General features: G+C 63.9%; 1 protein-coding gene. It reads right to left on the bottom strand.

Features of this window, described 5'->3' with window-relative positions:
- On the bottom strand, nucleotides 1-784 hold a 784-nt coding region (locus tag FKP22_RS31635), incomplete at both ends, for a beta-ketoacyl synthase N-terminal-like domain-containing protein (RefSeq protein WP_141292101.1).

Here is a 784-nt window from a genome sequence, read left to right as displayed (position 1 = left end):
CTCCTGCTGCACGACGAAGGGCGTGGCCTCGAAGTCGATGTTGGGGTTCAGGACACTGGAGTGCAGGCTGGGCGCGATCTGGCGGTGCTTGAGTTGCAGCAGGACTTTGGTGACGCCGGCAATGCCGGCTGCGCTTTCGCAGTGGCCGATGTTGGATTTGGCCGAGCCGATGGCGCAGTACTGCCTGTCGCTTGTCCATTGGCCGAAGGCTTTGGCCAAGCCTGCGATCTCGATCGGGTCGCCCAGGCTGGTGCCGGTGCCATGGGCTTCGATGTAGCTGATGTCCCGCGCGTCGATGCCGCCGTCTCTGAGTGCGCGCTCTATGACTTTGGCTTGCGCGTTGGGGTTCGGGACGGTGTAGCCGTTGGTCTTGCCGCCGTGGTTGATGGCGCTGGCTTTGATGACGCCGTAGATGTGGTCACCATCAGCTTGGGCTTGGGCCAAGGGCTTGAGCAGGATGGCGCCCACGCCTTCTCCGGGGACGTAGCCTTCTCCGCCCTGGCCGAAGCTTTCGCAGCGGCCTTTGCCGGAGATGAATTTGCCCTGGGCGAGCATCAGATACTTGTTGGGGTGCACCGAGACGTTGACACCGCCGGCAACCGCCACGCTGCAGTTGCCTTGCCGCAGGCTCTGGCAGGCCAGGTGGATGGCGGTGAGCGAGGACGAGCACATGGTGTCCAGGGCCAGGCTGGGGCCGCTGAAGTTGCACCAGTAGGAGATGCGGTTGGCAATGGAGGCGGGGCTGTTGAAGACGGCCAGGTTGTGGCCTCTGGCCTGTTCCTGT

Origin of the sequence: Ideonella azotifigens, from assembly GCF_006519715.1 — a bacterium.
Classification (GTDB): Bacteria; Pseudomonadota; Gammaproteobacteria; order Burkholderiales; family Burkholderiaceae_C; genus Ideonella; species Ideonella azotifigens.
Note: the sequence above shows the minus strand (reverse complement) of the source record. Positions and strands in the feature narration are given on the sequence as shown.